The 26969-nt window shown below is 33.2% G+C and carries 21 protein-coding genes; all 21 read right to left on the reverse strand.

Going from position 1 to position 26969, the window contains the following annotated elements; all coding sequences use genetic code 11:
- Nucleotides 1–180: 180 nt before the first annotated feature.
- The gene (locus ACQKM9_RS17275; RefSeq protein ID WP_427735613.1) at nucleotides 181–1272 is read right to left on the reverse strand and encodes an NlpC/P60 family protein; all 1092 of its coding nucleotides are present in this window, start codon (nucleotides 1270–1272) and stop codon (nucleotides 181–183) included.
- Nucleotides 1269–1892, reverse strand: a complete 624-nt coding sequence (locus ACQKM9_RS17280; RefSeq protein WP_427735614.1) for a hypothetical protein — start codon at nucleotides 1890–1892, stop codon at nucleotides 1269–1271. The genes ACQKM9_RS17275 and ACQKM9_RS17280 overlap by 4 nt, the downstream gene beginning before the upstream one ends.
- A 42-nt stretch (nucleotides 1893–1934) precedes the next feature.
- A complete protein-coding gene (locus ACQKM9_RS17285) occupies nucleotides 1935–4520 on the reverse strand; it encodes a glycine zipper family protein (RefSeq protein ID WP_427735615.1) in 2586 nt (861 codons plus the stop codon).
- A 60-nt stretch (nucleotides 4521–4580) separates the two neighbouring features.
- Nucleotides 4581–7199, reverse strand: coding sequence for an ATP-binding protein (locus tag ACQKM9_RS17290; RefSeq protein ID WP_427735616.1), 2619 nt, complete (start codon nucleotides 7197–7199; stop codon nucleotides 4581–4583).
- Nucleotides 7200–8276, reverse strand: a complete 1077-nt coding sequence (locus tag ACQKM9_RS17295) for a TcpE family conjugal transfer membrane protein (RefSeq protein WP_427735618.1) — start codon at nucleotides 8274–8276, stop codon at nucleotides 7200–7202. It abuts the gene before it with no gap.
- A 42-nt stretch (nucleotides 8277–8318) separates the two neighbouring features.
- Nucleotides 8319–8537, reverse strand: coding sequence for a TcpD family membrane protein (locus ACQKM9_RS17300; RefSeq protein WP_427735620.1), 219 nt, complete (start codon nucleotides 8535–8537; stop codon nucleotides 8319–8321).
- Nucleotides 8538–8550: 13 nt separating this feature from the next.
- Nucleotides 8551–9597: a conjugal transfer protein gene (locus tag ACQKM9_RS17305; RefSeq protein ID WP_427735621.1), complete on the reverse strand. Its 1047-nt coding sequence runs from the start codon at nucleotides 9595–9597 to the stop codon at nucleotides 8551–8553.
- A 29-nt stretch (nucleotides 9598–9626) separates the two neighbouring features.
- Nucleotides 9627–9851: a hypothetical protein gene (locus ACQKM9_RS17310; RefSeq protein ID WP_427735622.1), complete on the reverse strand. Its 225-nt coding sequence runs from the start codon at nucleotides 9849–9851 to the stop codon at nucleotides 9627–9629.
- Nucleotides 9852–9926: 75 nt separating this feature from the next.
- The gene (locus ACQKM9_RS17315) at nucleotides 9927–10538 is read right to left on the reverse strand and encodes a thermonuclease family protein (RefSeq protein ID WP_427735623.1); all 612 of its coding nucleotides are present in this window, start codon (nucleotides 10536–10538) and stop codon (nucleotides 9927–9929) included.
- A 154-nt stretch (nucleotides 10539–10692) separates the two neighbouring features.
- The gene (locus ACQKM9_RS17320) at nucleotides 10693–11535 is read right to left on the reverse strand and encodes a hypothetical protein (protein ID WP_427735625.1); all 843 of its coding nucleotides are present in this window, start codon (nucleotides 11533–11535) and stop codon (nucleotides 10693–10695) included.
- Nucleotides 11532–12668, reverse strand: a complete 1137-nt coding sequence (locus ACQKM9_RS17325; protein WP_427735626.1) for an ATPase, T2SS/T4P/T4SS family — start codon at nucleotides 12666–12668, stop codon at nucleotides 11532–11534. The genes ACQKM9_RS17320 and ACQKM9_RS17325 overlap by 4 nt, the downstream gene beginning before the upstream one ends.
- A gap of 12 nt (nucleotides 12669–12680) precedes the next feature.
- Nucleotides 12681–13364 carry a hypothetical protein gene (locus tag ACQKM9_RS17330; RefSeq protein ID WP_427735627.1) on the reverse strand — a complete coding sequence of 228 codons (684 nt, stop codon included), beginning with the start codon at nucleotides 13362–13364 and terminating at the stop codon, nucleotides 12681–12683.
- 60 nt (nucleotides 13365–13424) lie between these two features.
- Entirely contained in the window at nucleotides 13425–13760 is a 336-nt protein-coding gene (locus tag ACQKM9_RS17335; protein ID WP_427735628.1) for a hypothetical protein, read from the reverse strand.
- Between the two features lie 19 nt (nucleotides 13761–13779).
- On the reverse strand, nucleotides 13780–14178 hold the full coding sequence (locus ACQKM9_RS17340; RefSeq protein ID WP_427735629.1) for a hypothetical protein: 399 nt from the start codon (nucleotides 14176–14178) through the stop codon (nucleotides 13780–13782).
- A gap of 65 nt (nucleotides 14179–14243) precedes the next feature.
- A complete protein-coding gene (locus ACQKM9_RS17345) occupies nucleotides 14244–17624 on the reverse strand; it encodes a hypothetical protein (protein WP_427735631.1) in 3381 nt (1126 codons plus the stop codon).
- 139 nt (nucleotides 17625–17763) lie between these two features.
- On the reverse strand, nucleotides 17764–18711 hold the full coding sequence (locus tag ACQKM9_RS17350; RefSeq protein WP_427735632.1) for a hypothetical protein: 948 nt from the start codon (nucleotides 18709–18711) through the stop codon (nucleotides 17764–17766).
- 51 nt (nucleotides 18712–18762) lie between these two features.
- The gene (locus tag ACQKM9_RS17355; RefSeq protein WP_427735634.1) at nucleotides 18763–18978 is read right to left on the reverse strand and encodes a helix-turn-helix domain-containing protein; all 216 of its coding nucleotides are present in this window, start codon (nucleotides 18976–18978) and stop codon (nucleotides 18763–18765) included.
- A 462-nt stretch (nucleotides 18979–19440) separates the two neighbouring features.
- Nucleotides 19441–20181: a hypothetical protein gene (locus ACQKM9_RS17360; RefSeq protein ID WP_427735636.1), complete on the reverse strand. Its 741-nt coding sequence runs from the start codon at nucleotides 20179–20181 to the stop codon at nucleotides 19441–19443.
- Nucleotides 20182–20269: 88 nt separating this feature from the next.
- Complete coding sequence (locus ACQKM9_RS17365) at nucleotides 20270–26236, reverse strand: hypothetical protein (protein ID WP_427735637.1); 5967 nt, start codon at nucleotides 26234–26236, stop codon at nucleotides 20270–20272.
- Nucleotides 26237–26343: 107 nt separating this feature from the next.
- Nucleotides 26344–26643, reverse strand: coding sequence for a hypothetical protein (locus ACQKM9_RS17370; RefSeq protein ID WP_427735639.1), 300 nt, complete (start codon nucleotides 26641–26643; stop codon nucleotides 26344–26346).
- The gene (locus tag ACQKM9_RS17375; RefSeq protein ID WP_427735640.1) at nucleotides 26636–26917 is read right to left on the reverse strand and encodes a hypothetical protein; all 282 of its coding nucleotides are present in this window, start codon (nucleotides 26915–26917) and stop codon (nucleotides 26636–26638) included. Before ACQKM9_RS17375 ends, ACQKM9_RS17370 begins: the two co-directional genes overlap by 8 nt.
- Between the last annotated feature and the right edge of the window lie 52 nt (nucleotides 26918–26969).

Consider the following 26969-nt stretch of genomic DNA (forward strand, 5'->3'; position numbering starts at 1 on the left):
ATTCGTATTACATCTATGTTATAAAGTAACTTGAACTATTGATATAAATAGTTCTATTACGTGTTACATAATGCAATTTTCTATATTAAAATTTGCATTGTTTAAAATGTGTGTTACAAATTGAGTTTCAAATGAATCTATGCTTTGGTACGAAAGGGTTTTTAGTTGTGTTACTTACATTTAATCATTGATGTAAGTTCTTACATGCCCTGTAAAAACACTCTTCCAATAAGGTGAATTCATGTTTTGAACACTGATACTACCAGTTTTATCGTCACCATTAGCACCAATGAATTTACCGTCACCTAGATAAATAACAATATGACCGTCTCTTTTATACGTATTAAAGAATATAACGTCACCGATTTTGATCTCTTTAATTGAAATTGCTTTACCTTTTTTATTTAATGTTTCGGTCGAAGTAGAACCCATTGGACCTAAATCAATGCCATTTTCAGCATATACCCATCTTACAAAGGATGAACAATCAAAATTCCCTGCTGCTACATCAGATGGATTACGCCCTCCGCTCCAAACATAGGGTCTGCCGAGCCATTTGAAACCTGTTTTAGCAATACTTACTCGCAGTGCTGATACGTCTTTATCAGTTAGTTTTGAAAAATCGAAGTCAGTTGTTACAGTATTTTCGCTAACTTCACAGTTCATAGTTAAGCCCCCAAATTCCGCTGCATACTCTTTTGTTCGAGGAATCCAGTTTTCGTTTAAATGGTGAGGATCATTGGCTGCACCTAATGGAGCATAGACACTCCCTAATTTTTCAATCGTATTTTTTCCATCTTTGATTATGCGATTATATAAGGTTTTTCCCATTGCTTCTATACCTTCATCTAACGAAGGGAACACTTTTACAGTTGACCAATTAGTCGCTGGGTCCATTAAACCACCGATATTATTTTTATTAATCGCAGCATCAGATTTACCCCAATTCGATTCATGTACAGCTATTGAAGCAAATAAGACTGGATCAATACCTAATTCATTAGACATTGATATTATTTTATCGCCTTTAGTACTTAAAACTCCTGCACGAGCTATCGCAGCATCCCATTTTGCATAGTCTATTTCCTTAGTTGTTGAACAAAAAGCCCCTGCATCTAGTGAAGAACTCGTATTTAATGTATCTCTGGTTACTTGTTCATCACCGGCTAAAAATAGTGTTGAAGTTAGAATTAAGCCGAGAATAACGATAATGATAATAACTCCACTTAAGCCAAGAAAAGAAAACCCAATTAGAAATGATTTTTTACTCATACCATTTTCATATCCTTTGCATACCAACGATCATTTTCTTTAGCAAAATTGATATACACTAATGTGCTTCGTCCGTCACTAACAACACCCTTGCTTTTAAGTCGCCAACTAACCTCAATCTCCATTTGTATTTCATTCTCAACAGTTGTAGGTAACAAGCGATTCTCCCCAAATTTGATAATTCGTTTTACGCTTTCATCTGCTTCAGGTTCATCAAGCATTGCTTGAACAAGTTCGGCACTCATATATTTTTCGTAATCTTTAATATCTACACGATTATTTAAGTACATTTCAATAATTTGTTCTGCGGTTTTTTGCACCCAAGTTACATCTTTCTTGCCAAACTTTTTATAATATTGCTTTTTATAATTAAAGCTGTCATTTGTTAATTCCGTATCTTCTTCTGCTTCAACTTTTACTTTGTCTTCTGAATAGCTTTCTTCATCTTTTTTCTCTTTATCATCCATTTTCTTTTCCTGATTCAAGTCAGTGGTACTTACACTAACGGTATTATCAGGTTCTTCTTTTGGTTGCGCCTTTTCTTTACCTAGAAAATAACTAGATAGAAAAAGCGTGACAATAATAATTGCCACGCCATAAATCAATATTTTGTTTTTCATTAATAGTCACACCTTCTTTTAAATTTTCAAAAGCTATTTTAATTACTTCTTGTTTAAATTCCCTTGAATGTTGTTAGTATTTCTTGTAACGACTGTAGATTGGTCTACAACGCTATCAAGAGTTTTATTGATACTTTCACTACCAGTAGCTTTTGCAACGACTGTAGATTGATCTACAACGCTACCAAGAGTTTTATTGATACTTTCACTACCAGTAGCTTTTGCAACGACTGTAGATTGGTCTACAACGCTATCAAGAGTTTTATTGATACTTTCGCCACCAGTAGCTTTTGCAACGACTGTAGATTGGTCTACAACACTATCAAGAGTTTTATTGATACCTTCATTTCCGGCAGTTCTTGCATTCACTGTAGATTGGTCTATAACATCATCAATCGATTTTTCGATTGTTTGATTACCAGTTAGTTTTACATCTGTAGTGGCTGCAGTACTTTGTGCAGTTTGACTACCACCGTCAAAACCTTGTGCTTGTGCATTCAATAAAGTATTGTATTTTTCATCTTTATCCTGGCTACGTAATGTTTGCAGAACGTACTCTTGTGGTGTCTTTTTGAAATCGTCATCAATTGCATTAGAAAGAACATTATTGTTGGCTTTTTTCGCTTCTTCTAAAGGCATATCTGATAAGCCTTCTTTACGCATATTTAGCAATAGCTTATCTGCTGATTTTTCAGTGTGACCATTACTTACTAAGTAATCTTTGATTTGGCTTTCATTTGAAGTTAAATTCTCGTCAGTTACATGTTGATAATAACCATTAGATTTTTTCTTCTGCTGATCTTGCAAATTCGTAAGCAGTGCGCCATTATTTGTTTCATTTCCATCTTCATTTAAAGCTTTTTTATACTCATTTGCTGTTGTGTCATTCAGCCCAACTTGTCGCATTTCCATTATTTTTTCATTAGCTTCTTCTTCAGTATCGCCATTTTCTACGAGTGTAGCTTTAATATCTTTTTCATTGTCGCTCATGTTTTTATCTGTAACACGCTTGTAGAAATCCTTAGATACTGGATTACCTAGCTTATCAGTGCTGCTATTACCATTCTTACTATTCGATAATAAAGCTGTACGAGCAACGCCTTGAACTGTATCTGAAAGCTTTTTATCGCCAGTTAGCCCTTGTCCTACGCTACTTCCTATACTCATACCGGCTACTGGGTTACCAGTCATTGCTCCAATTCCAGCCCCAACAGCAGTTGCAGTACCTTTTACTGCTGATTTAACAGGTTTCAATGCTGTATCTTTACCTTCTGAAAATGCTTCTCTCATTTTAGCGATTTCTTGTGAACCAAGTGTGAAGATATTCATAATACGTTTACGTAATACGAATAAAGATACAAACATAATCATTTGGATCAAACCAGTTAGCAAGAAGCCACCTAGTCCACTTTGCAAATCTTGCAGATTATAAACAATATCAGTTAATCCAAATAAGATGATTGAGATTAAAACTAAACCCACTTTTAATACGATAGGTAAACACAGTTCAAAGGAATACTTTTTAATTACACCAAATTGATTTGGTAGTGCGCCCCATAATAAAGCAAAGGGAGCAATAATAGCCATAATAATAAACCAAAAATGGCAAAGAATCATGACTAGAGATAATAAGAATAGTGGAATCGAATTAATAGCATTAACCACTAACATTAAACAAGCAAACATTAATCGATTATCTATATATTTCGTAGACAATGTATAGTTGTTGTATTTAGTTACTTCTTTTTTTGCTACTTCCAATCGTTCTTTCGTTCCTGCATCTTCTGCTAAAAGAGCTTTGATACGGTTATCTCCTATTTCGCTTTCATCTGTTGTAGAATATTGCAACATTAAATAGGGTTTATGAACAAATGAGTTAAATACATTGTCATACATAGCTTCTCTAACTGATTTTATTTCGGCTGTTTCACCTTTACTTACTGTAGATGGCAATAAGGCAACTGTAACCGTTGTACTTAATGAGTTGATGCCTTTTAAGACAGTAGATAAATTTGAGAATAGAACTAGGGCTAAAGTGAAAGCAATAATTGTTTTCACGATGTTAGACATAGCCCCAATAAACTGACGTTTAACCAAGTACTGATAAACTGTATAAATAGCAACTACTCCACAAATAATTGAAACAAACAAACCATAAAGCCCTTTTGTACTGAAACTACCGCTTGCCAGTCCTGACATTTTTGCTACTGATTCTGTTACTTTGTCTATCAGTGGATTCAAAACATCTTCTGCTGAATAGCCGAAATCTAAAGCCTTAATAAGCATATTTGTGAATGTTAAATCCATCTTAAATGCCATATTGGTGATTTTGAAAATCATCATATTAAAGTATTCGTTTCCTTCCCCCTTCAATGTATCAAATGGGTTCAAGAAAGCACTTAGAGTACTGGTTTTTTCTATTTCGTCGTCTGTTAAAATATCTAATTCATAATCATAATTTTTATTTTTGTATTTACCGTAATCAGATGTAAATAAATCATCTTTGGGTGTCTCATCTTTTGCTGTCTTCTCATCTTCTGCATATACAGTATTTTGAGTACCTTGTACACCAAAGCTGAATGTGAAAAGTAAGATAAATGTTAGCAAAATTTTATAGTTTTTTTTCATATTTTTATCACACTCCATTAATTGCTATATAAAAAAGAAACGACTATTTAAGCCGTTTCTCTATAAATCATTATTCACTTCATCTTCTTGACCGTTTCGTTGGCGCTCACGTTCTCTTTCTACCTCGGTTGCAGTAGATGAATCAAATGCTTGTGCTAAATTAGAGAAAATTGGATCAACACGAATTAGTGCTGTACGACCATATATATCTTGGAATAGACAATGTCCACGTTCCATTGTTCTAATGCGGTCAACATTACCATCCGTTACAGGTAAATTTAAAAATTCTAGCATTTGTTTTGATTCTTTTGTAGTTTTTAATCCAAAGGAGAATTTCATACCCATATTGGCAACATCGTCACCATGATCACTAGCATTTTGTGAGCCTTTCATTAACGTTGTATTGTAATAACGTCCTTTACGTACAATGAAGTCCATTAGTTCACGCCCTGTGGCTGAACGGTCAATAGAACTAGCTTCATCTTGTAAGATGATTTTATGAATTGAGCGATCTTGCTTAAACATGTACTGCTTAGTAAATGCAGTAATTGAAATCAAAATGGCTTCTGAAATCTTTTGAACCGGTCTTATTTTTTCTGTGCCTTTTTCGGGAAGATTCAGGTTTTCAACCATTAGTACTTGTAATGGCTTATCTACTTTTAAGACTTTATAATTTTGACCCACTTTACCGAATAATAAAGAACTGATTTTTTGACTATTCAGAGAAACTAAAGCATCTTTTAAGCTCTCTAATGCCTTAAAGCGATTATCCGAAATTTTTGTTTCACCCTTAATTGCTTTGTTAAACATAGCGACTAAGTAATCTATAATTCCTCCAATACAAGGATCTTCATTCTCTCCGACAAATTCTATAGCTTCACTTAAAAGAGTGTACTCCATGTCGTTGATGTCAACATTCGTTAAATAAGACAAAATATCAAGTGCCACGTTTTTACCTTCTTCAATATCAACACTAGTGCGGAAAGGATCAAGACAACCATCGTCTTCTTTATTAGTACCTAACGTCCATTTTGAGATGTGTTCAGAATCAATGAGAGGTAAACTGTCCCAACCTTTTCTGTCACCTTTAGGATCAATTACAAGCGCCTGAGAGCCTGTTAATAAAGACAAGTATAGGTAAAGGTTCATAAAGAATGATTTCCCTTTACCTGTAGCTCCTGCAACTACTAAAGAAATAGAATCTTCTAAGTTACCTAGCCCTTCAAATGCTTTTGCTGCTAAGTCAGGCTGAACGAATACAGGACGATTCAATCGGTCTGTAAATCCAATAAAGAAACCTCGATTATCACCAACTGATGTAGTACCTCCAAACATCATGCCTGCCAATACGCCACTTTCTACTTCTATTTTGTAATCCTCGTTTATTTGTCTAGCACCAAGTACTTTTTCCATCATTAAATTAAGTTGTTCTCCATACGGGGCAACTGCTTTGATACCGTATTTCAACAATTCATCTTTTAATCTTTTTGTACGGATTTCTAAATCTTTTGTATTGGATGCAGTTACTTTAAATACAAAAGAGCAAGAATATGCGGGTTGACCTGTCTTTTGGAAATAGGCTTCAGCTTGAATTGCCCCACGTTCTGAATCGTCTAGTGCTAAATCGGTGTTTGAGCCTGATTTATAGGCTTCTGCTCGTTGGTCTTGATATTCTAGTCGTTTATTAGATAAACGTTTTATAATGCGCTCATTTGACTGGTGATAAGCTCTTACACTTATAGATATAGGAAAAGGCATTGTTGATTGTAAATGATACATCCACTCAAAGTTAGGGAAAAAGTTTTCAGATTCCATGCTATGTACTACTAAATAACGAGAATACATATCTGTTGGTCCTTCTTCATTCTCCAATATCTTTGAAAAGCGAAGTGTAGTTGGAGTAACTTCTTCAATATTCGTATTTTGAATATCTAAAAATGCACTAGGTTTTGGACGAACAGCTTCTTCTCCTTCATTCGTATTTACTTTTTCACTACTTTTGAATCCTCGTCTATGGTCAATATCAATATTTGATGGTGTAACCGAAAATTCTTTTTCAATGATATAAATACACTCTACTGTACTAATTTTAGATACTTTACAATTAAAAGCTGCTATTAAACTGCTTTGAATCATATCAGATTGATCATGCCAGGCATCGATCTCTGATTTCAGCATATCGTTCACTTGTAAACCAAGTGCTTTATGGACTGGTGTGTTTAATCCTTTCCACAATTCTTTGATAGTATTTAACGTTTGCAAGCCTACATTCATATCTAGATATTTGTTTTTTTCAGGGTTTAGCTGAACACCGATATATTGAAAGTATTCACTCGTTTCACTGTTTGCCCGATGTTCAATTAAGATTTGTTTCAACTGCTCCATATAAAGAAGTCCTGACTCTTTTAATGGATATTCTTTAAGTTTCATTTCTTCAATTGTATGGTCAATAATCTCATCAATATTGGTTGGGAAAGGCTCTGAAATATAATGTAGATCATAGCGATTGTTAAACAAAAAGGCTTGTTGTAGACTGAAAGGCATGAATTTGTCTTCATGGTCTAAAAAGTCGTAGTTAAAGCCCCCAATTTTAAAATAGGCTGTCACCGTTCCATCTTGGCCGAATACTAAGTTTTTATCGATATGCTTTATGGGAAAATCTAATACAGCAGAATACATTTACCATTCTCCTTTTTTCATTAACTTATCTAATTTTCTTTCCATCTTTATTTTTCTTTTTTCTTCTTTCACTTGTGTTCTCAAATCTTTCAAATTAGGCCGATTTGCTAATTCCAATTCCATTTTTTCTTTTTCAGTTATTGGTTTTTCAACTAAAACGTGAGTTCCATAAACAGGGAGATTCACATTTTCTTTTTCTGATATATCAATAGTTGGTGTATCTTTCTTTCGTGATGTTACAAATATTTGCTTAATTTTCGGTAATTTAATAATTGTATTTTTCGCTTTTTCTACTTTCTCTGCTTTAACAATCGGTTCAGCTTCAACAACTGGCTCTGCCTTAGCAATCGGTTTAGTTTCAACAACTGGCTCCGGTTTAGCAATCGGTTTAGTTTCAACAACTGGCTGAAGTACACTTTCATTTGAAATTGACGTTCTCTCAACTATTGTTTCTTTTTCATGATGAGTTACTTTTGGAACTTCTTTCTTTTTCAATGCAGTTTTAATAGCAGGAGTATTTAATACTTCTTTTACTTTCGGAATTTTATCCTTCTTATTTTTCTCTTTCAACTTTTGGTTTTTAATTGGTTTCTCAGTTTTGAATCTTTTCTTTATATCCATTTTTCTATTTGGCGTAAATTCCTGTTTTAATTGCTTTTGCATTTCTTCTATATCGCTATACTCAACTGTTGCATAACCGCTAAAACGATAAGTAGCTGGTCTTGCTATTTCACGCCCTCGCAAATAACTTACACGCTCTCTCTTTCTTAATTGATATAAAAAAATAGAACGGAAGAAAGCGATTGGATTTCGCCCTTCCGTTCGTATATCGCTTAATAAGTAAGCCATTCCAAAAGGTATTAGTAATAAAAATACAGGGGGTACGATTTTCAAAAGCCCCCCTATTATTGGCGTGAAGTAAATCGTTGCTTCGATAATGGCGAAAAGAAAGAAATACAAAATTGATTTTAATTTTATCGGTCTACCAAGTGATACACCAAGCAATTGATATATTTTTCTATCAAATTTAAGGTAGTCATTTAAAACCAATAATGTGATTCTCTTTTTCTCTTGCATTGACTTTACCTCTTTCTATCATTTCGTGATAACATGCACCAATTATTTAGTCATTATTTTTCCTTTTAACCATGCAGATAGAGTTGTGATTACTGTTGGATCAGTAACGAAAATACCAATAAACGCTAGTGCAACAATACTACCAATCATTGCAATCCATGAACGCTTCGCTGCACAAACAATAATCACCACTAGTAAAACTGCCATTAGTCCGTACCCTGCTTGCTCTTTAATCCAGTTGAATGCTTCTTTAAAATCCATTTTATATTCCTCCTTAGTTGTTTGTTCCAGGTGTTATTTCTGTTGATTGAATTTCTACATTTGTTAGTTCATCGAAACCTGCTACTACGAAACGATCTGCTTCTTTTTTAATGGTCAATTGGTAATTCTCTGTATGTTGTAACTTAGTAGAGGGATTTTCTAATACAACCTCCACAAATGCTATGATTTTTGATTTATCCTCATCTTTTGTTTGATAAATTTTAGCAGTAGATACATCTACAAACCTTGCAGTACCATTTAAGCCATAAGTAACTTTAGAATCCGTTAATAAGTAATCCAATTTGTCTTTTGTATCTTCTATATACACTTTGAAAAATGTTGGTAAAAACTGATTTACTTCACTTTGCGTATCGGTCTCTGCTGTTTGTAGACCGTTATATACTACAGACGTTAATGTTGTTGTTTTACTGTAATTTGCTAATCGTGGTAAATCATAAATGCCAAATGTTTTACCGTCATAAGCTACCGAGAAAGTTACATACTGTTGATCTTCAATTGCTTTTTTTCCTTTTGACTTTTTACCAGGCACTAATTTAGATTTCACAGATAGAGTTATTTGAGATAAATGTTCACTGATTTCTTTAATTTCTTTAACTTCACTACTTTTCCAAGTAGAGTTCCAAGAATCAGATTGAATTTCTATTCCTGCGTTGCTATCTAAGGATGCTGCCAAATACGGTTTAATTCGCTGTGTGTGCTCGTCAATACCTTCATTTGTAGACTTCCATGTATATAATTCTTTTGAAAAGTCGATAGCATACTGTACAGCTTCAATGGAAGTAGCTTTATTAACGATCATTTTAGGTTCTTCTACTTCTGCACTGCCATTATCAACAAAGACATTAACGAACACGAAAAATACTATGAATCCAAATACACACCAAAATGCAATTAAACCTGTCTTACGAGCAACAAACCCTTTTGGCTTTACTGAAGACTGTCGTTTCTTTTTCTTTAACTCTTTCTTTATCTTTTCTTGCTCTGATATTTCAGCTATATTGCCACTTATTACTTTCGATTTTTTAAATAAAGCTTTCATTTTTTCTCACCTCTCGGAATATTTCGAGATTACGTATTATGTTTAGATGTACCGAACATTATTAATACACCGGCAATCAGAATTACGGCTCCTGCAATACCATATTTAGCTGCTGCGGTTGCATAAAGCGATTTTGCCATGACCTGTGTTTCTTCCCATAACGGTTGTAATTGAGGAAACTGTTCAAGCATAAGGCTTCCTACAACGATTACGACAAATAAGCTCACAATCGCACCAAACATTTTCTTTACCATGTTTTATCATCCCTTTCCGAAACTTAAAGTAGTTAATTTTTAGTCATTCCCCCTTCCAATGAGTAAATTTAAGATCTAATCAACAAACCCATTGGGTGTTGCGTAACCGTCTATGCTCCAAATTTTCGAGTTCTTAGATTGCGCTTTTTTTTGAGCCTGTTTAAATTCAGATAAATATTTCGTGTTAGGTTTCGATACATAAGCAACTCTGGCATATCCTTTTTTCACCATAGTTAAATTCATATTCTCATCCCCTAACCAAACGTAAGCCAATGTACGTCCATACTTATCTGTAGCATTTTCTCCTAATTCGATTTCAACTGTTGAACCTTTTTTTAATCGTTTTTTAAGATAATTACTAGCTTCTTTACTGAACTTTTGGGGCTTCACACCATCTTTTACGCTTTCAGGAGTATCAATTAGTAACATTCTAATAGTCGTAGTTTTGTTATTCAGCTTTACTTTCACTGTATCTCCATCAACTACTCCAACGACTACAGCTTCCTTATTTGGTGTTCTTACTGTGGACTTGAATATTTCAGAAGACCTTTTAAACAAATCAGGAAAATCAATGTTATTAAGTATCTTAGGTACACTTTCTACAGCCCAAACTCGCATATCATCGTAAGTTTTATAAAATGTGAAACATAAAGACAAGGAAAGAATAATTTTGATCAGTGCTTTCACTTATTTCTCCTTTCACCTTATGACATAAAAAAAGGCAACCCCTATTCTGCAACGAATAGAAATTACCTTTTTAGAGAACGGGTAGAGTTCCTGAAATTATTATAATCCATTTTTTATGCGTTGTCATCATTTTGAGCAAAAAAAATCTGCGTAATTAATACACTGTTATATCTAAAGCATTCTTTTGTAAACGGTATAAGCTGAACAAGAATCCACATACATATAAACAGCAAATTGCATAGGCTGTAGCGCCTGTACTTAAAAATACATCATATAAATCATCTGTTTGATAACTAATCATGAATGGCATTAATGCACTAGTAGCCATCATTACATATATTTTTTGACGTAATGCTTTTTTTCTTCTATAAAGCTTATCTGAAGAAACCAATTCAAAGTTAATTGCTTTGTTCGGCTTGTGGAACAATTCTTTTGGATTACCACCATTTTGATACATTACATTCAATACATCGTGGTAAATATCTAAAGCATCGAAACGGTACTTTTTGAAATGATCTGTGTACAAAATTGCTTTTCTTTCTAATCCAACGAGAGTTAATTCAATGTCCTCTGCAATTTCCTTATCAGCCTGTTTTTTCACTTCTTTTAATGCATCCATAATGTTATATCCTGCTTGCAAATAAAATGTCATGTTGGTTGAATAGCGCTGTAATTCTTTCAAAATGTGTTGTTTATGAGCTATTTCTTTAGGAATGTATACTATTACGTAAAAACCAACTATTCCTGAAATAACACCTATAATTACAGATAGTGCTACGCTTCTAGTAAGCATAAACATATACCATCCAATAAAACCTCCTATTATAAGGCTCGCAATTATAATTTGAATGGCTGGGAAAAACACTCTCATTTCAGCCCATCGAGCTTTTATATCAATCTTTTTCTTTTTCTTTTTTTCTTCTTTCTTTTTTGGCTTATTCATTTCAACTTCCAGTACTTCTTCTGTATTTACTTCACGTTTTTTTAATAAATTCATTTTTCAATACCCTCGCTTTTCTTTTCACCGTATTTGTAAACGTCAGGTAGCTCATGATAAAAACCACGATACATTAAATCATCTAACACTCTATCTGAAAGTTTATTGCGAACAACATATTTTTCGTATTTATCTTCAGCTGAATTGTATGTTTTCTTTACTTCATATAATGTGTTGTACTCTAAGCCTTGCTCAGAAAATCCTGTAAACTCTACAAACTCACGCATGAATCGTACCACTTGACCATTTTCATCTTCTTCAACCCACATATAAACTCCAAAAGGTAATGCTTCAACAATCGCTCTTCCTAATAACAATTCATTAATTTGATATTTTTCAGCAATCATAAAGATAATACGTGAAGGAATCATTTTTGCACCTTTTGAGTGTAATGTTGTAATAATCGAATGGTCCGTCATTGCACTTTGTAACAGATGGTACATTACATGATCTCGTGTTTCAGCAATAATAATCCAATCAGGATTATTACGAAGGGCAGCTTTATTAAGAGCTGCCGCATCAATTTTATGCTCTCTCGTTGATTCTGTTAATGTACGCCAACTATTAATATCAGTATCAGGGTACAAAGCTTTCATATGACTATCCATCGTATCTTCAATCAATGTCACTTTATTATTAATGTACTTTGCCATTAATTTTTGTAATTCAGTTTTACCTGCGCCTGTTTTACCTGAAATAACGAAGTTTTGACCTGCTTTGATTAATACACTCATCAACTTTTCTACGTCTTCGTCTGCAATTGCGCTAATGCTATCCATTGCTAAACGAGGTCTTGAAATACGAATAGCACATGTAGTTCCGCTAGGGCTAATAGATGTGTCTATGAAATTTACACGAAACACTCCAATTTCAGTATCTAAAATAGGATTCCCTGGATTGAATTGTCGGCCTTGCTTATTTGCTATCTTTTTACCGAGATTTTTCACCTCTTCTTCACTTGGTTGTGAAGTCGGTCTATAATGTCCTTCTTTATTATCTTTCAGCCATAAATCAGTACCGTTAAATGTAATATCAGTGATTGTTGATTTTTCATCTAAGTAATCTCCTAAAAATGAATCTAACAATAAACGCTCGATTTGTTCTTCTTCCGTCATTTGGTGTTGGTTAATCATCTTTTTCTCTCCTTATAAATACAGTTTGAAATACGTAAAGAATGTAATTGATGTAAATAACAATACAAAAGCTAATGTATAAAGGATTACAGGTGTTGCATATTTCCCCATTGAACTAGTCTTCATATTTAGCATTTCTTCAACCTTATTCTCTTGTAGTTCCGATAAAATATCTTCTAGCTCCTTTAACCCTTCTTTTTGGATTCCTTCTTTATCAAATTCATAAATCATACTCATAATCATTACGGCTTCTGATGAATTGATAAAATAAGCAAATTCCATAAAGGCTTCTCGATTTTGTTGATCCGTAACCCCTAATTTAGATACCAATACTTCTAACTCTGCTTTAATAGGCTCTTTAATGTAATCAGTAGTTTTAATTAATGTTTGATAAACATTCCCTTGTGTATCTATTAGCGAAACGAAATGACGGACAAATGAAGGGAACATAAGCTGTTTAATAACATCTTGCATACTTTTCATTTTTCGCATTTCAAAGTAAGGAATTTTATAGCCAATAAACACTCCTACAGGAACAGCTAAATAAAGCATTGAATTTTGTCTAATTCCTAATGCTAAAAGTATTACACCAATTATAAATGCGAATAGTAACCGTCTATTTCTAAACTTCTTTTTCGGTATTTTAAAATATTGAATAAGGTACTCTTTATCTGTCTCTTTAAATAATGTGTCCATTATTTCACCGTCTTTCTTATTTTTAGAAGGGCATTATTTCAAATGCCCTTTTGTTTGTATTTATGAACGTCTATTGACTGTCACATCATCACTTGTTTCAAATTCATCTAAACCTACTAGTACTTTAACAACGGTTCCTACAGGTAATATGCCATTAGCTGACGAACCATCTTCTGTTTTAAATTCCACTTCAAAACCTCGTGCTTTTAATTTATTTACAGTACTCTCTACCCTAGTAGTTACCCCACCTTCTGTTGCAATCAATTGGCGAAGTTCGGTTGATGTATTCATCACTTCACTACTTTTTACTTGCCCTACGAACAAATTGAAAGAAAGTGGGATAACGCAAACTGCAAAAATTAACAGCGTTGTCATAAAATCAACTTTTTGATCCATTATTTCACCTCATTTTTTTCTACTGAATCTCTTTCAATGCAACTCTTTCAGTACTTGTTGATACTGCTTTACCATCATCATTAAATAAAGTCACTTTGAACTGAACACCTACATAATCCTTAGAATTATTATTTGTTACAACTTGTCCATCTTTATTTAAAAAGGCATAATCAACTTTTGTTTTATAAGGTGTACCTTTATAGGACTTGGCAATTCCTAAAGCTAAATTTGCCACTACAGCTTCCTTATCAAGTGCTACCTTCCCCTCTGTACGAACTGTTCCAAGTTCAGTTGATATAATGCCTGGCTGAATACTTTGTGTTGCATTGACATTGGCATCGTGGCGTAAAAACATGAAAGCTACCAATGCGCTTATTCCGACGAATGTCATCAAGATATACAAGTAAACATTTTTCATTGTATTACCCCTTTCTACATACTAAAAAAGAACAGTTGAAATATTTCCAACTGTCCTTAATTGCACTAATTTAAGCCCTCTACAAGCTCTTTTATTTTTTGGTACTTATCATATACATCTGTAGAACGGAAGCTGTGTGAAAGTGCTGTACGATCTAATGATAGCGCACTTAATTGTTCAAGATTACTTTTAGGAATCGTGAAGCCATTCGTATAAGTAATATTCTTAATAGACTCATGTTGTTCATTGATTACTGGGTTATCTTTTGCATTACCAAGCAAATACTTATTGAAGCGTAATTTTTGTTGTACTTCAACAATTACATCATTTAGTCCTACTTTCCCTACAACGAAGTTGTCAAAGTACCACGTGTTTGGTTTCGTATCCTTATCATTCCCATCTATCGGAATGAAGAATTGCGAGCCTTTATTTGCGGTATAAAGTACCTCATCATCATAAGTAGCTCCAAATAAGCCCTCATATTCAGATTTAGCTAAATCAGCAAATCTATCTTGTGAAGCTTCATTATGCGGAAGTGATACCTGAAGACCTGTATTTTTTGTTACAAAGAAATCATCTGCTAAGACCATTTTCATGCTATTACTTGTTTTTGATTCAACTCGCATTGGTATAGCGTAAGTTGACGAATTATATTCTGTATCATTTTCATACTTATCTTTTAAGTTTTCATCCAAATTAAAAGGATAGTAATGTGAATCTTCTACATTTGCATACAATTTATTTCCTAAATCGGAAGCATACGTGATTTCCTCCGCAACTGGCTTAACTTGTTGTGTATTTAACACTAAATTATCAGCATCAAATGAAATACGTTCTTTTTGTACGGATTGTTTCGGACTAGAGCCTTCCATTCCGTTAAATTTCCCTTTTCGGCCAACTGTTAAAGCCAATGTATCACTATCTGAAGAAGAGACTGAAACTTCTTCTTCGTAGCTGTGATCGGCTTTTAATGATGCTGTCCATTTAGCAGTTTTCCCATAATTCCATAATGGTTTTCTGCCGACTTCCTTCCATGTTAAACAACCGAGGTTGTTCCCTTCCTTGTCATAATCATATTTAGTACATGACAGAATAGGCTCATAGCTGTTTGTATATTCATATGAGTATGTGTACTTGATAGAAGTATCTTTTAAATCCTCTACATTTGAAACTTCTTTTGTAATTGAACTTGATGAATTAAAATCAATATCTTCACCTTCAATTGAATATTTTTGATTGCGTGTTTCAAAGTGACGACCTTTCATTGTACCGCTATTTTTAAGTACCATAACTGGCGCAGAAGTATCGCTTGTCTTCTTCAGATTCCATGAAAATTCGCCTTCTGCAGCTCCTGGAGAAAACTCACCAGTTCCTAAATCAATTCCTCCTCCATCACCCCCAGCTGTAACCGTATAATCGATTTGTACAGTAATATCTACCTTCTTTGTAGTTATAGAAACAATATCTTTTACTGGATTATAAGGATTACCCTTACTGTCCTCAAAGTAACCAGATGGTTTAGAAGGATATTGGAAAGTAGTATCTTTTGGCTTTTGCAACTTCTCTGTTAGAAGTAACTTACCGCTATCTTTATCAACGTGCTTGATTGTAACAGTAACGCCATCTTCAACATCTACGTCAGTAGAGAGCTTATAAGGAATCTTAATAGTAAAATCGGATGCACCTGCCGTACCCGTTACTGGAACAGCGCTCACAGGCTCATATAGCTTCCCTGCAGAGTTTTTAAAGTAACCTTTTGCTTTTGGTGTAACTGAATAAGCTGCAGACTTTTTCACGAATTTTGTTTCTTTTAACAGTACCTTTTTTGAATCTTTATCATAGTGTTCAATAGTCATTGCTACTTCATTACTTGCTTTAGTTTGATATTGGAAAGTAATTGTTTTATTACGTTTACCTACTTTTCCTGTTTTGGTAGCCGTTATAGGGTAATAATCTTTTCCATCTTTCGTAATCTTCTCTTTTGGCGAATACGTGTATTCGTCACCCACATTGACGGTGCTTACTTCGTCTTTAGCTAACTTATCCCCTGTAGCCTTATCAACGTGAGTACGTGTAATCTTAATAGATTTAGTTTTGTAGTAAATCGGGAGTTCTCTTAGCTTATATGTTATATCTCCCAATTCTTTATGTTTTACATCAATTATACTAAGTTTTTTATGATCACCTGTAACTGGTGTAGTAATTGGCACTAATGGATTACCTTCATCGTTCACTAATTTAGCACCACTATTATCTGTCGTTCGTGGTGCATATGAATAATTTGGCGTATATCGATAGACAGAAAATCTTGTATCAAAGTCTAATTCGTCATATATTTTTTTATAACCACCTGAACTTGTCGTCCTGTCTTTATCGTAACCTTTCCTATACAAGATATATGGTTCAGGTGTTAATTCAAATATGGATGCTGTTTCAGGGTAAACCCAAAATGGACTAGCAGCATACCTCAAAGCGTTGGATTCTTCAGGTGTTTTCACTTCTAAATACACTGCAGTTCTATCTGAACGCTCTACTTGATCTTGTACTGAATAAATTCGTCCCATATTGAAATAAGCAAATCGTGTATCCCCACCCGCTTGTAACAAGCGCATAACAGTTGATTTGTTGACTTGTGCTCTTCTAAGATCCTTACTATTAGTATTTTCTAAAGTATAGTTTAAATTAGCTAAATCATTGCTTTTTTTGTCTGAATTATAAGACATATAAGGAACAGTTAAATCGTCCCACCATGTTCTAGTATGTTTAGCTCCATCTGAACCTGTACGTGTTACAGCTTTAATAATCTTCATTGAAAATCTGATAGACTTTTTTGGGTTATCAGGATCTTGTAAATCAGCGACAGGAATATATGCTCTAAAACCCACACTGTCATATTTTTTATTACATTTACTATCGAATTCATCAAATGTTTTATCTGAACACCATGCCTTTTGACCATGGTAATACAAAGTATCCGTTGCACTTAATGATGTTTGTTTCGTATCGTAAATGGTGATCTTTCCTGTATTGTGATTCTTTACTGAGATATACGTTTTTTGATTCGATGATGTATGTTTGTAATAGAAATGAATAACACTCCATCCATCAAACGTTAAAACATCCTCTTTACCACGACCTACATCCATGTTTTGTACACTTGGAGCTTTATGATAAGTACCTTTATCTTGGCTGTAAACATCGTAAACAATTTTCGGTGTCTTTTCGGCATCTTTTTTCAATGCAAATGCTTTTCCATGTTTATTGTCACTATCAGCTATATTACTGTATAGATAGCTATTTGATGAAACTTCATAATTACTTTTGGAAGCTGCAAGTGCTTTTTGTGTTGGCTGAATAATATCTTTGAATTGTTGAGTAAAATCTAACTGCATACCGCTGAATAAAATGATAAAAGCTAGTAGGGCTAAACTCAATTTTTTAATCATTATGTTCCTCCTTGTTTTATGCTTTTTTCATGTTTCTTAACAACAATCCTCCCTTTATCAAATGGCAAACAGATATTTTGCCTTTTACTTATAGACATAAAAAAAGGGAAATGCACGAGGCACTTCCCTTTTACTAAAGTTATTTTTCAGCATTAAATTTCACTTTAATTTTTTGACTAGTTTTTTTGCCGTCAACTTGTCTTGCTAAATAAAGATAACCGCTTTTTTTACCAAGTTGTTTGACTTTAAGTGTAACCGTTTTTCCTGTAGCTATTTTGCTTGTTAATAGTTTACCTTTACTATCGTAAATAGTGACTTTTTGTTTTTTCACTAGGTTTTTAACTTGAATAGTATCATGTTTATTCTTGTTATTTTTAATAGTCACGTTTTTTGAACTAAGTGGTAGGGTAGTTTTTATAGCTGCTTTGTCACTTTCTTTATTGAAAGAAATTTTTCTAGTGAAACTTTCATTCAATTTGCCACGTTTTACTGTCACGTATACACTACCGGCTTTTTGACCTAAATCGTTAACAGACAATGTAAGTTTAGAACCTTTTGATTTGCCGGTCGCTATTTGGCTATCGGCATTCGCAATATATGTAACCTTGTTTCGTTTTGTATAAACTTTTACAACATCATTTTTTTGTAAATTTGTAACTTCTATTGTATCTTTTTTACCTACTTTGTTATTTGTAATATATACATCACTTGCCTTTACAGCACTTGTGTATTTTTCTGCAATAAAATAATGAACACGCATATAGTATCCATAATCCGAAGTTGTCCAATCGTCATACATATCTCCATCTTTTAAAGTTAAAAAATAATCCATATCGGTATACAACTTAAGTTCTTTATCATAAAAGCCACTTCTTGTATAGCAAATATCTACTTCCCCAGTACCATAATCACGTTTTTTATAAGAAGAATCTTTCGAAATAACTAACCGACATTCTTTAAACACTGCTGGAATGTCATTAGGTACTTTATTATAATGTTTCGCTTGTACTTCTCCACTTGCACCGAACATGGATACTCCTAAAATTCCGATTGCTAATGTAGAAATAATTTTGGTTTTTAATTTCATGGTTTTTCCGCCCTTCTTTTGCTATTGAACACTTCTCCCTACCTTGAATCATTACTCTTCTGTTTTCTCGTCCACGAATTTTAACAGGTCTGCAACATCGCACTCAAAATACCTACAAAGTGTATCTATCGTGTGATAATTTATCCCTTTGCCTTTTTCGTTATACAAATTAGATAAAGCATTTCTACTGATACCTGTTTCTTCTGATAGTTCAGATATATTAATTCGTCGATTTGCCATCAAAACAGGCAATTTTGATTGAATCATATTTGAACTCCTTTCTTTATATCCTATTGGCTATATGTATATTATACCAAATTTTAGATAACAAGTCAAAGCAAAATGACATTTACTATAATCAAATTGCTTTGTATAGGTATCATATTTACAAAATTAAACAGAACTTGTTTTGTAGTTATGAAGTTATATTCGCTTTAGCAAAATGTATTATTTTTGAGATTAGACAAAGTAAGAACTACTTTTTAAGCAAGTCTAACTGGACTTTCATCTTTATATTCGGTTAGTGAAGGTGTATCTTGAATTGATTGAATTTTCAACACAGAAATACTACCTATGGCAACCGCAAATATTGCAAATAGAATTACTTTTTTTTTACTGCAAGAGTGTTCTCCTTTCTTTAATTCTCTAGCCTTGTAGATGTGAAAATTGCTGTTCACTTATAGACATAAAAAAAGCGAACCCTATTATAAGGATTCGCAAATTGCTTCATCATTTCTTACTCTTTACTTTGTAAGCCATACTCTTAGTTGTTGTTTTACCCGACTTTGTATTTTTTACAGTCACTAGAATTTTGTAAGTTCCTGCTTTTGTAGGTTTCCAAGTAGCTGTTTTATTAGATGAATACTTTCGTAACACAGTTCTTTTGTTTGTTTTCGTGTTTGTTACGCTGTATTGATACTTTAAATAAGATCCTTTTGCTTTAGTTGATAGTGTAATCTTTGTTTTAGCAAGTTGTGGCGATTTCTTATTAGCTTTCAATGAACTAATAGAAACTGTTCCACCATATACTTCACTATCCGTTGTAATCGTGAATTGCTGTTTAGTAGACAATGGATTTTTGACTTTTACTTTTAGTGTATATTTACCTTTTGTTAGTTGTTTATCAATTAATTGATACATATAAAAACGTTTTTCAACTTCATTGTAGTAAGATGTACGAGAGCTTGTGGCAACTAATTTGTTTTTTGCATTATAAATTTCTAAGCTGTAGTCATTTACATAGTTCTCATTTTCTTTCACACTGTTTCCTAGATAGCTAGCAATCATATAATCCGTTTTGTACGTAACTTCAAATTTATAGCTCTTACTAGCTGTTTTTAAGTCCCCTTTAATTGGAATGCTGAAATCAACATTTTTTGGAGTAGCTGCTTGAACCGTCCCTAATTGTAAGCCACTAAAAGAGAAAACTAACAGCATTATCAACATGACTCTTTTTGTAAGTTTCTTCATAAATCCTCCTTATACACTTTTGTATTAAATTGCCCTTCATAAATAGAAAAAACCCGTAAACCGAAGTCTACGAGTTTGACTAACAAGCTTATTTTTCACTGATTTTTTCTAGGAATAAATATTTCTTAAGATCATCTGCCTTAATACTATTGATTGCTTTCACTGTATTATTGCCTTCACTTATTGTTGCTGTAATTTCATATCCTTTTCCTTCAGCCAAAGTTAAGCTGTAATTAATTTCTTTCAACTCTCCTGCTTTCATTGAACCTAATTGAATTGTTTTGATTTTTGTTTTCTTAGAATCAATTACTTTATACAAAGTTAATTGTGGCTTTTTAATATCTGTATTTGGAACCGCACTAATATTTAAATCCACTTTATTACTTGCTAATTGCTTACCAGTAAAGGTAACAGCTATATCAACAAATTTATTATCCTTAATTTCAATTTTGTTAGTAGGATTAATAAACCCTAACTCTGCTTTAACAGTGGCAAGTTGTAATAATAGCTCTTCTTTTACTGTCCCATCAATCATAGTAGAAATTACATTTTGCAACTTTTGAATAGTTGATGTGCTTGTTTTATTTGAAATCCTATTTAAAGCATTGATAGTATCAATGATAAATTGTATATCTTCTTTAGTTAATACTTCATTCTCATGATCTTTCGTATATAAGTTTAAATATGAACGATATTCATCGATTAAACTATTGTCTATATTCTCAATCCCTGCTTTACTTAAATCACTCTCCGTAACTATAGAAGGGTTTTTTTGTACATATTCTAACCAATCTTTATCTACTGGGTAAGATGGATTTAAAACATTATATAGACTGCTCATTTCTTTTGTATATGATGTTTTCAACTCACCATCAATCATATTTTTAATCAATGTTTGCGCTTCTTTTACAAGTGCATTATTTTTCTTTTCTTTAGCCTTATTCACAGCGTTTACAACCTCAATGACAAGTTGAATATCTTCTTTAGTAAGTGCTGATCCTTTATCTTCTGCGTATTGCTTTAAAGCATCTAAATAATCTTGCTCATATTCAGGCTTTAAGTTTTTGATACCAAGATCCTCTAAATCAGAAACATCTGCTTCATTCAAGTGATTAATAAAGTATTCTAATTGTAACTCTTTCCACTTTGTCATCATTTCAATTTTAACTGTACTGTTGGCCATTTCCTCAATAGCTGTCAAAGCTCCGTCAATTCTAGCTTTGTCTAAATCCTTTTTGGCACTTAAAAGCTTATTTAAAGCATTTTGGCTAGGATTTAACAATGCCTTGTATGGAGCTATCGGTAACATTTCAATTGTAGAATTAGCTTTATCTAAAGCTGAAACTTCAAAATCATTCATTGCTTTTCTGAAATCTTCTATAACCTCAATATATTCTCCAATTTCATGTTTAAAATCACCATTTGGCAAAACTTCTTTCAGTTTAATCAGTTTTGAAAGATTAGAAGTTGACCAATCAGTTAATGTATCTACTAATTGATTGACCGTATTAATTACAGCTTGAATTTCATCTTTTGTAGTAGCATTAGCATTTCCTAGAGCATGTTTATAATCATTTTCTAGTTCGGGACGAACATTTTCTGTACCAAGATATTCTAAGTCGTCTTTTGTAATATTAGATGTGTCGTTAGTGATGATACCAATAACAACTTTATCTAATCTATCTAGTAGAGTATCTTTCAAATTACCTTTAAGTAACTTGTCCACGATTACCTTAGCTTCTTCAACAGCTGCAAGTGTTTTTTCTTGTTCTGCGTTGATTACAGCATTTGTTGATTCGATTACCAATTGAATATCTTCTTTTATTAAGGCTTCGCCCTTATCTTTCTTATATTGTTCTAAATTACTTTGATACTCGTTCAAATTATCATCAACTATCAAGTCACCGAATACTTCTTTTAGTTGATCGTTAGTAAGTTCATTTGGATTATTTATTGCAATATCCAAAATAACGTCCTTTAATTTCAAGATGAAATCTTTGAATAGTTTATCTCCGTCTTTCACACCATCAATTGAATCTTTCATTGATTGAATATTGTCATCCGTTGGTGATTTAATCGCTTCTAATGAAGCATCAACAGCTGTAATAATATCTTGAGCATATTTAACGGTAAAATGTTCAGCGCCAATTAAATCTACGTATTGCTTTAATTTCTTGTAGTAAGAAGGTATGTTATCTTCTGTAATCACTAGCCCCAATCTGTCAAAATCCTCTTTATCATGTTGCTCTGGATACTTCACTAAGAAAGCTAATTTAAGGCTGTCAGCAAGACTTTCTTTACCATCCTTATAGTTACCGTTCACAAGTTCCGAAACGCCTTGTAGGTACTCTGAAATGACCTTTTTAGAAGGTTCCTTCATCCCTGTTTTTAAAACATTGTTAATGACATCAACTTTTGTTACCACATCAACTATATGTGATTTATTCAAGTCTTCTTTTAATGATTTAATGACATCAACTAAATACGTTTGATATTCCCATTCATTTTTTGTTTCACCAGGAAGGGCGAAGAATTTATCTAATACATCAATTGTTAATATTGTTGTATCTTTTTCAATGTAGCTTAGTACGTTTGCTTGTATTGTGTTTAACAATTCTGATTGATAATGACCAATAACAAGATTTTGCGCGGATTCTTTTACCACAATCCAGTCTGCCAAATCTTTTGTTTGTAGAGCTTTTGACAAATCATTAACACTATCAATCACTTTTTGTAAATCAGCTTTTGTAAATGAGTCAACGATTGTTATTGCCATTGTGTCGTTTTTGTATTGCTGCCCTTTTGTTTGGTAATCTGATAAGCTATCAGCTTGAATATTTGTAAGTCCTGCTAACTCTAAAATCTCTTTATCTACTGTTGAAAGATTTTGGCTAGTGATATTCCAAGCCTGTGTAGTCAGCTCATTTAAATAACTTGTTTTCAAATCACCTCCAGCTAGCAAATCAACTTTTGTTTTGGCATCTTTCAAATTAGTTGAATTAGCATTGTCTTTTACAACAACCATTGCATAATAAGCATCTAGCAATGATCCATGTTCATTAACAGTCAAATCTTCGACATCTTTTGAAATGTCATTCGCATATTGATTCAAAACAGCTTTATAAGCATTTGCTGTGCCTTTTACTTTAATGATTAGATTAGGATAAGAAATACTATCTGTTCCACCAAAGCCATCATCTGCAGTGACTTTCAATGTGTCATAGACTCCTACTGGTAATTCGCTTGCGCTCCAATGTAATTGCCATGCATCTTTGTTACCTGTTGTAGCAATCGTCACATCTTTTTGGATATTGTTGAAATTCCCGTTTACAACGACATCTTCAATATCCTTGTCTTCGACTCTACCATCTAGTTCAAAGCCAGCAGTTTCATCTAATAAAACTAATTTTGAATTTTCAAATTGTATTGCAGGTGGTCTTGTATCTACTTTTGTAGCAAATGAAATTACTCTTGAATCGCTGTGACCATCATTTGCTTGAACAATGATATTGGCAGTACCTTGTTTCATACCTTTTAATGTAAGGATAGAATCCTTAACGGTTGCTTTTGCTGCATTTTCATTATCGGATGTTGCATTGAATGATAATTTGTCATTTTCAGCATCCTCAAAGTATCCACTTAAATCTAAAGTGATTTCTTTATGCTTTTGAGTTGATTGATCGTCAATGTTTTTAACAACTGTTGGAGATTGGTTAATCTCAAACGTGACTGTTTTTGTACCAACATTCCCTACTTCGTCAATTGCTTCAATTTCCAGGGTATGAGTACCACTTGAAGTGATTGCTGTACCTTCATCATACGCTTTTCCATCTAATTTAATGGACTTCACAATTTGGGATGCGTTTGAATTATTATCAGCAACTACAATATTTGGCGTTACTTCATCATGGTACAACTGACCTTCTTTTATATTATCTACAGAGATTGTTGGAGCTGTATTATCGACTTTGAATTTATAATTTTGTTTGTCTGATTTACTGCCCTTATTATCCTCTACCCAAATTGATAAACTGTGGCTACCATCTGTATACGTGTCGTCAATTGTTAATTCATGTTCAAATGATTGTTCAGTACCATCAGCTGTTAATGTTGAAGATGCTACTTGGGCTTCTTCATTGTCGATGGAATATTTGACTTTTAGTGTATCGTTTATATCCTCATCCTTCACCGTACCGCTGAGAGTGAGTTTATTGAAATCATCTATGCTAGATAAGAGTGACTTATCCATTTTTGATTGGATGATTGGTGTATTGTTTTTGAGTTTTCTCTCTAATGTAAAGAAAGTACCTGGAGCATTTGACTTCTTAAATAAATAAGTTTGATTTATATCTTTTTGGTTAATCTCGGCACTTTCAAAGAGATTTACATTGCCCCCCAAATCAATAACATAATTCATAATTCTATACTTGTACTTTCCGTAATCTTCATCCGGAACATCAGTGCTAAGAATGGTATATGCAACTTGATCATTGAAATGCCCAAAAATTCGGTGAACAATACCCAGTTTTATTATGGAGAAAGTTGAACTCGCAGTACCTGCCCAATTTGAACTTTTTACAACTTGTTCCCACCCATCTGATGATGAAGATGGCTCCGCTACAAAACTAGTAAACTCACTATCTGATTTATTTCCAATTCCATCTTCTGACCACACCTCAACAGTATGCTCACCTTCAGCAATCGCTTCATTGTCTAGCGCATTGAAGCTATATTCTTGCTCTGAACCGTCAGCAGTTATCGTTTTACCTTCCTTCTCAACTCCGCCATCAATAGCATATTTCACTTTTAATTCATCGTTAACATCTTCATCCTTCACTGTACCATTTACCGTTAAGGTCATTTTTCCGTCTTTTAATGGTGTTTGGGATGTTGAGTTGATTTTTGTTGTTGGCGCTGTGTCTTTAATTCTTCTCTCTAAAACAAGCTGACCTGTACCAGTAGGGAAACTCTTAGCATGCCCTTCAATTGGTAATGAATTTAAGTCATTAAAGATATACTCATCAAATACGGTATCTCCAGAACTACTTTCTCTATAAAGAACGAATCTATATTGATATTTTTTTAAATCTTCTAATGAAACGGTTATATCATAGCCATAATTCAAATAAGGTAGTGTTGCATAAAATCTATATAAATTATTAACTACATTTGTATTTGATAAAAAATAAAATGCACTTAATTCTTTGTCAGGAGCAATGCGGAATCTTTCGCTCTCTGTCACTCGTTCCCATCGATTCTCTGTTATAGGTACTACTTTTGCAGTAAAGCTAGTAGACTCTTTATTAGACACGTTTTCTTTATTATCTTCCGTCCATACTTCAAGTGTATGAGAACCTTCAGCAATTGCTTCATTATCTAAAGCATTGAAGTTGTATTCTTGCTCTGTACCGTCAGCAGAAAATGTTTTACCAACTTTCTCTGACCCGCCATCAATCGCATATTTCACTGTTAATTTATCACCAATATTTTCATCCTTCACAGTACCATTCACCTTTAAAGTCATTTTGCCATCTTTTATTGGTGTTTGGGATTTTGAGTCGATTTTTGTTGTTGGAGCTATGTTTTTAGCCTTGCTGTAAAGTGTCCAAGATGTAGGTCTTGTTGTTATTAATGAACAAAATGAGTACTCTCTATCCCTTGAAGGTTCTAGTAGATACGCATAATCAGACCTTCCTCCTTGCATTATTGTAGTTTTGTTGGCGTCATCATAAATATACACACCCCCATTACCAACAAGCATGTATTCATTTTTTTCGAAATCTACATCAACTTTCTTAATGAGGTCACCATTGTGATAAAGACAAATTTGACCTTCACTATTGAAATCAACTAGTTTAGCAGAAGTAGTAACCGATACAGTACCAGTACCTAAACGCTCCCATTCATTTTCATTAAAAACTAATGGTTTAGTTTCCGCCCCAACCCTCTGTATACCCTTATCCATCGCATAGTACGGTAATGCAGCACTACTAATTAGTGCAGCACAGGTAGCTACTTTTAATATGTTCATTGGTATTATATTTTTTTTCTTCACTAAATTACCCCCTATATAAATTGGTTTTAAATAAATGTTTACAATTATAGACATAAAAAAAGGGAAAGGTCAGAAGTGACCTTTCCCAAAATAATTTTCTATATGTTTTACCTATCTAATAGTCTCTTAATCAGTTGTATCGTATCTTCGTTACAATAATTATCTAACATATCCATGAACCTTTCTCTTTCTGCATCTACACCACTACAAAATGCTTCGATTTCATTGTCTAAAAATACGCCTTTCTTTTGCCAAAATGCACCTTCATATTCAATTCTATATTCTGAAACGTAGGAATACGGCTCATCTATTTTAGTAATAGTTATATCCTTTGATTCCACTACAGAAAAATAAGAAGGAGGATAGGTCACTATGGTTTCTCTAGTCTTTATTATTTGATCATTCATATAAAACCCCTCTTTCTGATTCATTAATATGCTTTTTATCATGTTTTAATTTTGCTTCCACCATTAACAGCACAGCAACAATACAAATTAAAACAAATAACCCAATACCCAATTCAATAATACCTATATTTGTACCTGGAATTTTCGATGTATTCATTTCTACTAGGATTAAAGCATGTTCTTTTATTCTCTTATACACTGCTACTAGTGAAATAGAAAAAAGGATCGCTACAATAGCTACTAAGGATAGTAATAATTTTGGACCTATTTTCATTGAAGATACTCTCCTTTAAAAACAAAGAATTCACATGGAACTAATCAACCTA

Source organism: Viridibacillus sp. NPDC093762 (assembly GCF_050279675.1).
Lineage (GTDB): Bacteria > Bacillota > Bacilli > Bacillales_A > Planococcaceae > Viridibacillus.